The sequence below is a fragment of the Streptomyces sp. PA03-1a genome, assembly GCF_033792805.1.
GTDB lineage: Bacteria > Actinomycetota > Actinomycetes > Streptomycetales > Streptomycetaceae > Actinacidiphila.
In genome coordinates this window covers 1-8,273 of sequence record NZ_JARAVO010000329.1, presented here as the reverse complement: position 1 = coordinate 8,273, position 8,273 = coordinate 1, and the positions used below count along the sequence as shown (strand labels likewise).

General features: G+C 73.7%; 7 protein-coding genes. 6 read left to right on the top strand and 1 reads right to left on the bottom strand.

Features of this window, described 5'->3' with window-relative positions; all coding sequences use genetic code 11:
* Window positions 1-3: 3 nt before the first annotated feature.
* Together nhaA and PV341_RS41660 are read left to right on the top strand one after the other, a co-directional pair.
* On the top strand, window positions 4-1,320 hold the full coding sequence (nhaA, locus tag PV341_RS41665) for a Na+/H+ antiporter NhaA (protein ID WP_500325880.1): 1,317 nt from the start codon (window positions 4-6) through the stop codon (window positions 1,318-1,320).
* A 118-nt stretch (window positions 1,321-1,438) separates the two neighbouring features.
* Window positions 1,439-3,340, top strand: coding sequence for an alkyl/aryl-sulfatase (locus tag PV341_RS41660; protein ID WP_500360579.1), 1,902 nt, complete (start codon window positions 1,439-1,441; stop codon window positions 3,338-3,340).
* Between the two features lie 31 nt (window positions 3,341-3,371).
* Here PV341_RS41660 and PV341_RS41655 read toward each other — a convergent pair whose 3' ends face one another.
* Window positions 3,372-3,539 carry a hypothetical protein gene (locus PV341_RS41655; protein ID WP_500360577.1) on the bottom strand — a complete coding sequence of 56 codons (168 nt, stop codon included), beginning with the start codon at window positions 3,537-3,539 and terminating at the stop codon, window positions 3,372-3,374.
* 135 nt (window positions 3,540-3,674) lie between these two features.
* Between PV341_RS41655 and PV341_RS41650 the strand changes: the two genes are divergently transcribed.
* The 4 genes from PV341_RS41650 to PV341_RS41635 all read left to right on the top strand — a co-directional run.
* Entirely contained in the window at window positions 3,675-5,951 is a 2,277-nt protein-coding gene (locus PV341_RS41650; RefSeq protein ID WP_500360575.1) for an AAA family ATPase, read from the top strand.
* Between the two features lie 80 nt (window positions 5,952-6,031).
* A complete protein-coding gene (locus tag PV341_RS41645; protein WP_500360573.1) occupies window positions 6,032-6,820 on the top strand; it encodes an alpha/beta fold hydrolase in 789 nt (262 codons plus the stop codon).
* 153 nt (window positions 6,821-6,973) lie between these two features.
* Window positions 6,974-7,663, top strand: coding sequence for a type 1 glutamine amidotransferase domain-containing protein (locus tag PV341_RS41640; protein ID WP_500325870.1), 690 nt, complete (start codon window positions 6,974-6,976; stop codon window positions 7,661-7,663).
* 356 nt (window positions 7,664-8,019) lie between these two features.
* On the top strand, window positions 8,020-8,273 hold a 254-nt coding region (locus PV341_RS41635; protein WP_500360571.1), incomplete at its 3' end, for an NAD(P)-binding domain-containing protein.

The following is an 8,273-nucleotide window of genomic DNA, read 5'->3' as shown; positions in this document are numbered from 1 at the left end:
CATATGGCCACCGCCCCCCGTTCCCGCCCCCCGTTCCTCGGCGTGCTCCCGTGGCCGGAGCGGCGGGCCGTCGCCCGAGCCCTGCGGACGGAGACGGTCGGCGGCCTGGTCCTGCTGGCCGCGGCGGTGGTGGCCCTGGTGTGGGCGAACGGTCCGTTCAGCGGCGCGTACGAGGCGGTACGCGACTTCCACTTCGGCCTTCCCGTGCTGGGGCTGGACCTGTCGGTGGGGCACTGGACGGCGGACGGATTGCTGGCGGTGTTCTTCCTGGTCGCCGGGATCGAGCTGAAGCGCGAACTCGTCGTCGGCGAACTGCGCACCCCGGCCACCGCCGCGCTCCCGGTCATCGCGGCGGTGTGCGGCATGGTGGTGCCCGCCGGGCTGTACGCCGTGGTCGCGGCGTTCGGGGGCGGCAGCCCGAGCGGCTGGGCGGTGCCGATGGCCACCGACATCGCCTTCGCGCTGGGGGTCCTGGCCGTCGTCTCCACCCACCTCCCCGCGGCGCTGAGGGCCTTCCTCCTCACCCTCGCGGTGGTCGACGACCTGGGCGCGATCCTGGTCATCGCGGTGTTCTTCACCTCCGACCTCAACCTCTGGGCGCTGCTCGGCGCTGCGGCCGGGCTCGCGGTGTTCTACGCGCTGCAGCGGCTACGGGTCACGGGCTGGTGGTGGTACGTGCCGCTCGGCCTGGTCATCTGGGCGCTGATGTACAACGGCGGCGTGCACGCCACCGTGGCCGGGGTGGCCATGGGCCTGATCCTGCGGACCACCCGCGACGAGGACGAGGTGACCTCGCCCGCCGAGCGCACCGGCTACCTGCTGCACCCCTTGTCCGCCGGTGTCGTCGTCCCGCTGTTCGCCCTGTTCGCCGCCGGGGTCGGCGTCTCCGCGGGTGCCCTGGGGGAGGTGTTCACCAGGCCCGAACCGCTCGGTGTCGTCGTGGGTCTGGTGCTCGGCAAGATCGCCGGCATCTTCTGCGGAACCTACCTTGCCGCCCGTTTCACGCGGGCCCGGTTGAATCCGGACCTCGCCTGGGCCGACGTGTTCGGCCTCGCCACCCTGGGTGGCATCGGCTTCACCGTGGCCCTGCTGATCGGCGAGCTCGCCTTCCCCGCGACCGCGCAAGGTGAGCACGTCAAGGCCGCGGTCCTGGTGGCATCGGTGATCTCGGCCTGCCTGGCCGCGCTGCTCCTGCACCGCCGCAACCGGCTGTACCGGCGGCTGTGCGCCGAGGAGGACACCGACGCCGACGGGGACGGCGTCCCCGACATCTACCAGCGCGGCGGCGCGAGCCCGGCGACGGCCGAACAGGCGGACTGATCGCGGGTTCGTCCGGGCGGCGTACTCCCGCTGGCATGCGGACGCCGTCCTGCCGAGGCTGGCAGAGGGTTCATCCCGTGTGGGCGTGATGACGGTACCGGTCTCGAAGGAGAACACGATGTCCGCCGATTCCGCGCTGAAGGGCCCCGAACCGGCGATCGTCGCCGCCAACCAGGCCGCACGAAGCCTTCTGCCGTTCGAGGACAGCCGCGACCTGGACGACGCCGGCCGTGGTTTCCTCGGCACCGTCGAGCAGCGGGAGATCACGGACCGCGACGGTCGCACGGTGTGGTCCCTTGACGCGTACGGCTTCCTCGACGCCGACTGCCCGGACACCGTGCACCCGAGCCTGTGGCGGCAGAGCGCTCTCGTCGCCCGGCACGGGCTGTTCGAGGTGGCCGAGGGCATCTACCAGGTACGCGGCTTCGACCTGTCCAACATGACGGTCGTCGAGGGCGAGCGGGGCATCCTGGTCATCGACCCCCTCCTGTCCGTCGAGACCGCCGCGGCCGCCCTGGCCCTGTACCGGCACCACCGCGGGGACCGCCCCGTCAGCGGCGTGCTCTACACCCACAGCCACGTCGACCACTTCGGCGGCGTCAAGGGTGTCGTGACCGCCGAAGAGGCCGGAGCCGGACTGCCCGTCATCGCCCCCCAGGGTTTCCTGACCCACGCCGTCAGCGAGAACGTGTACGCGGGCACGGCGATGGCGCGCCGCGCCGCCTACATGTACGGCGCCGCACTGCCCAAGGGGACGCACGGTCAGATCGGGGCAGGTCTGGGGCAGACGACCTCCACGGGCACGGTCAGCCTCATCCCGCCCAGCGTCGAGATCATGCGCACCGGCCAGACGCACACCGTCGACGGCATCCGCATGGTCTTCCAGCTCACCCCCGAGACCGAGGCGCCGGCCGAGCTGAACATCCACTTCCCCGGCCGCGCGGCGCTCTGCATGGCCGAGAACGCCACCCACAACCTCCACAACCTGCTCACCCTGCGCGGCGCCGAGGTCCGGGACCCACGCGTCTGGGCGCAGTACCTCACCCAGACCATCCAGCTCTTCGGCGCCTCCTCCGACGTCGCCTTCGCCTCGCACCACTGGCCGACCTGGGGCCGCGCACGCGTGCTGACCTTCCTGTCCGACCAACGCGACCTGTACGCGTACCTGCACGACCAGACCCTGCGCCTGATCAACCAGGGACTCACGGCCCTGGAGATCGCCGAACGGATGCACCTGCCGCCGGCCCTGGAACACGTCTGGCACACCCACGGCTACTACGGCTCCGTCAGCCACAACGTCAAGGCGATCTACCAGCGGTACCTCGGCTGGTTCGACGGCAACCCCGCCCACCTGTGGGAACACCCGCCCACCGAGGCCGCCACCCGCTACGTGGACTTCATGGGAGGCGCCGACGAGGTCCTGCGGCGCGCCCGCCGGTCCTACGCGGAAGGAGACTTCCGCTGGGTTGCCCAGGTCGTCAACCACGTGCTGTTCGCCGACCCCGGCAACACCGAAGCACGAGAGCTGCAGGCGGACGCCCTCACCCAGCTCGGCTACGGCAGCGAGAACGGGACGTGGCGCAACTTCTTCCTCACCGGCGCCCTCGAACTGCGCCACGGCCCGGTCGGCACGCCCACCGTCACCGCGTCGCCCGACGTGATCTCCGCGCTCTCCCTCGACCAGCTCTTCGACTCCCTCGCCATCCGCGTCGACGGCCCCGCCGGCTGGGACGCGGACATCACCATCCGCTGGAACGTCCACGGCTCGGAGCCCATCACCTGGCGCCTGCACAACGGCGTGCTCACCCACGTGCCCGGCGAGGGCCCCGCCGCCACCGAACCCGACCTGGCGGTCACCCTCCCCGAAGCCGATCTGCGGGCCGTCCTCCTGGGAACCCTGCCGGCGGCCGACCTGGCGGCCCGAGCGGGCATCCAGGTGTCGGGCGACCCCGGCAAGCTCGCCGAACTCCTGGCGTACCTCGGCGAACCCGACCCGGACTTCGCGATCGTCACTCCGTAGCAGCCCCTGGCTGCACGGGACCGGTCGGGTCCTACCCGCTGAGAGCGTCCACGAGGAAGAGGAACACGTTCAGGCCGAGTACGACGACGGCAACGAATCCCACGACCACCAAGGAGCAGCCACCGGCGATCGCCACCACGACCCAAGCGCGGCCGACGGCACGGCGGCACTCGGTGTCGTCGTCCCAGTCGTGATCCACCCTCGCCCCCCTTGTCGAGGCACCGTACACCGCGGCCTCCGCGGCGATCGCGGGTGCGCGCGGCGGCCCCGGGCCTCCGGCCGGGCCGGGGCGGGCACCGCGGGGGTTCCAGGCGGGTGCCGGTTAGGCTGGGGCGTGTCCCTCATCGGCCGTGGCCAGGAGCTTTCCGCGATCGGGGCCCTCCTCGACCGGCTGCGTGCCGGCGTCGGCGAACGCCTGGTCGTCACCGGGCCGCCGGGGGCGGGCAAGACCGCGCTGCTGGCCGCCGCGGCGGAGCTGGCCGCCGAGCGCGGCATCCGGGTCGAGCACACCAGGGACCGCACGCTTTCCGCGCCCGCCGTTCCGCCGCACCCACCGGGGTCGCCGGGGGAGCCCGTTCTGCTGCTGGCCGACGAGGGCACGGCCGAGGACCTGCCCGGGTCCGGCGCGCCCCCGGGACCGCGCGCACTGCTGGCCGCCGCCCGGGAGTACTCCGGGGACGGGACCCAGTTGAGGCTGGGCGGACTGTCGGGCGCGCGGTTCGCCGCGCTCGTGCCCGGGCTGCCGCCCGACGCCGTCCACGCCCTGTGGCTGGTCTCCGGCGGGCTGCCCGGTCCCGCACTCTCCCAGGCCGAACGGCTGAAGGACCTGCCCGGGGACGCCGACCCGGCCGTGCACCTCGCGCTGGTCTTCCCGTCGCGGGCCCAGTTCCTCGAACTCGACCTCGGACTCGTCCGGTTGCTGGAGGAGGCCGCCGAGCGACCGGTCGCCCCTGCGGTCCGCGCCCGGGTGCTGGCCCGGCTCGCGCGCGAGCTGCTGGCCGACACCACGGCCCTGGCGCGCCGCCGGGACCTGGCGGACACGGCGCTCGGCCTGGCCCGCGCATCCGGCGACCCGGGCACGGTCGCCGAGGTCCTCGACGGCCGGCTGCACGCGCTGTGGGACCCAGCCGCCACCGCCGAACGCCTGGCCACCGCCGGGGAGATCGTCGCTCAGGCCCGCCGGGCGGGTGACGCGGCAGCCGAGTGCCGCGGCCTGTTCTGGCGCTTCGTGGCGTACACCGAGACCGGGGACCTGACGGCCGCCGAGGCCGCGCTCGCCGTGTACGTCGGCGCCGCGGAACAGGCCGGCCACACCGACGCCCACGTGGTGGCGCTCTCCCGGCGGGCGATGCTCGCCACGGTCAGGGGCCGGTTCGAGGAGGCCGGGGAACTCGCGGACCGGATCCTCGTAGCCGGGCCCAAGGCGGGGGTGAGCGACACCGAGAGGCTGGCCGGTTCGGTGCGCCACCAGCTGGCCGTCGTACGGGGCGGCACCGAGACCCCGGTCGAGCCCTGGCAGCGGATGGCGCGCCGACTGCCCGGGCACTTCTTCGAGGCCACGGCGGCCCGGGCGATGCTGGGGTCGGGACGCGAGGTCGAGGCCGGTCTGGAACTGGAACGGCTGCTGCCCTCGGTGCTCGAGGGCACCGGCCCGCGGTGGATCGGCGCGCTGGCCGACCTCGCGGTCGTCGCCTCGCGGACCGGTAGCCCGGCGGCGGCCGCCGCACTCTACGACGCCCTGCTGCCCTACCAGGGACGGCTGGTGGTGTGGGGCGGCGCCAACACCGTCACCGGACCCGTCGACGACTACCTGGGCCGCCTGGCGGCGCGCCTGGACCGGCCGGACGCCGCCCTCGGCCACCTGGACGCGGCAGCCGAGCTGTCCCGCCGTACCGGCGCCCTCCCCTGGCTCGCGCACATCCTGGCGGCACGGGCGGAGGTCCGCACCCGGCGCGACGGCCCGGGGGACCGGGAAAGGGCGGCGCAGGACGTGGCGCAGGCCCGGTCGATCGCGGAGCGGCTCGGCATGGACGGTCTCCTTTCCACCCTCCGCGCAGCCGGTCCGCCGGACGGCCGGTGGCGCTGGGTGCTCGACGGGCGCGACTGGCGACTGGAGGCCGGCGGCGAGACGGCCCGGGTGCCCGACGGGCGCGGACCCCGTTACCTGCGCACACTGCTGGCGGCGCCCGGCCAGGAGATCCCCGCGCTCGATCTCGTGGCCGGCGGCGCCGGGCTCGCGGCTCCGGCGGCCGATCCGCTGCTGGACGACACGGCACGCGCCTCCTACCGCCGACGGCTCGCCGTGCTCGACGACAGCCTCGACGCCGCCGACCGGGCCGGTGACGTGGACGCCGCCGCGGCCGTGCAGGCCGAGCGCCGGGCTCTCCTCGCCGAACTCCGGCGTGCGACCGGCCTCGGCGGCCGCCCCCGTGCCCACGGCGACGCGGCGGAGCGGGCCCGGGTCGGCGCCACGCGGGCGCTGTGGGGGACCGTCCGGCGCATCGAGGCCGCCGCGCCGCTCGCCGGTGCCCACCTGCGGGCGTCCCTGCGGACGGGCCGCCTCATGCGTTACCAGCCGGGCCCCGGCGGCCCCGGGCGCTGGCAGGTGTGACGCCGGTCACGAACGGATCGTTCCCCGCGGGGTTACGCCTCCTGTTGTGCACGGCACGCACCACTGGAAGGACACACCACATGAGCACCGGCGAAGCCCCTCTGACGTACGCGGGTCTGCGGGCGGAGCGCCGGGGCGAGCCGGACGGCCGACCGCCGCTCGTCCTGCTGCACGGCCTGAGCTACGACCGCCACCGGTGGGGCCCGCTCCTGCGGGAGCTGGAGGCCGCCGACCCGGGGCGGAGCGTCCTCGCCGTCGACCTGCCGGAACACGGGCAGTCGCCGCCGCTGGACCGGCACGGGCTGGACGACGTCGCAGCCGTCGTGCACCAGGCGGTCACCGAGGCGGGCCTGAACCGGCCGGTCGTGGTGGGGCACTCCATCGGTGGTGCCATCGCCACCGCCTACGCCGCGACCCACCCGGTGCGGGGCGTGGTCAACATCGACCAGCCGCTGCGCGTCGGCGGCTTCGCCGACCTGCTGCAGCGCAACGCGGACGTGCTGCGCGGCCCGGACCACGGCACGATCTGGAACGGCCTGCTCGGCCGCATGGGCATCGACGGCCTGCCGCCGGAGGCCCGCGCTCTCGCCCGGCCCGACGCGACGCCCGCGCGTGACCTACTGCTGGCCTACTGGGACGAGTTGCTGACCACACCGCCCGAGCTGCTGGAGGAGCGGAACGCCGCCCGCCTGGAGCGCATCGCGTCCCAGGACACGCCGTACCACTACGTCACCGGCGCCGAACCCGACCCGGACTACCTCACCTGGCTCCGCAAGGCCCTGCCCGGCGTCATGATCACCGTCCTCCCCGGCAGTGGCCATTTCCCGCACCTCGCCCACCCTGCGGAGGTCGCCCGGCTCCTGAAGTGAGGGCGGTGTGCGCCGCTCACCGAAGGCGCAGGTCAGCCGGGCATCCGGCGCCGCGCGAAGGCCGTGCCTGGCGGACCTGCTGGGGGCGCATCATGCTTTAAGTAACACATGGCCCCTAACCGTGTCGGATACCGACAGGGAGGCGATGGTCCGATGGCGAAGCTGCTCTTCGTTCTGACCGGGGCGTCGTACTGGACGCTCAAGGACGGCACCAGGCACGCGACGGGTTACTGGGCCGAGGAGTTCGCGGCCCCGTACAAGGCGCTCAGCGAGGCCGGCCACGAGATCACGGTCGCCACTCCGGGCGCGGTGATCCCGACCGTGGACATGATGAGCCTGCGTCCCGACATGGCCGGCAGCGCGCAGATCGCCCTCGACCTGGAGGAGATCATCCGCTCCGCGGAGGTGATGCGGCGGCCCATCCACCTGGCGAACGCCCGGGTGGAGGACTACGACGCCGTCTACTTCCCGGGCGGCCACGGGCCCATGGAGGACCTGTGCGTCGACCCCGACGCCGGCCGCCTGCTGACCGCGGCGCTCGCCTCCGGCAAGCCCCTCGCGGTCGTCTGCCACGCCCCCGCGGCGATGCTGGCGACCAGGATCCACGGCCAGTCCCCGTTCGCGGGCTACCGGGTCACGGCGTTCACCAATGAGGAGGAGGAGGCGGTCGGCCTCGCCAAGCGCGCGCGGTGGCTGGCGGAGTCCGAACTCATCGACATGGGTGTCGACTTCACCAAGGGCGAGATGTGGAAGCCCTACACGGTGGTGGACCGGAACCTGTTCACCGGCCAGAACCCCGCCTCCGCGGCCGTCCTGGCGGAACGCCTGCTCAAGGCGCTCTAGCGGGTGCGTGCCCGGCCCCTGCCGGGGGCCTTCTGATTGCGGCGGAGCCCAACGGGGCCCGGACCGGTGATCGTTGCCGGTCCGGGCCCCGTGATCCGGGAGCGCCGGTCCCTCGCTCGAAGCATTGAAGGCGACCGGTCGTCCGGGGGCGGGTCGCCGTGGAGCGGTAGGCGGACACGCCTTTGCCGCCTCGCCGCCCTGCCGCCATCCCGTGGCCGCCGCCCCGTCACGGAAGGCGGCAGGCTCTCCCCGTAGATTCGACATGCGAGTCCGCTGCGAGCGGGCGAACATCGACACCCTTCGAGCGGGTCTCCTCGATGCGACACGGAGGCTTGCGGCATGGAAAGGCTTCACCTGTGGCTGAGCTGTTCTACGACGACGATGCCGACCTGTCCGTCATCCAGGGCCGCAAGGTCGCGGTCATTGGCTACGGGAGCCAGGGGCACGCGCACGCGCTGTCGCTGCGCGACTCGGGTGTGGACGTGCGGGTCGGTCTGCACGAGGGCTCCACGTCCAAGGCGAAGGCCGAGGAGCAGGGCCTGCGCGTGGTGAGCCCTGCGGAGGCCGCGGCCGAGGCCGACGTCATCATGATCCTGGTCCCGGACCCGAT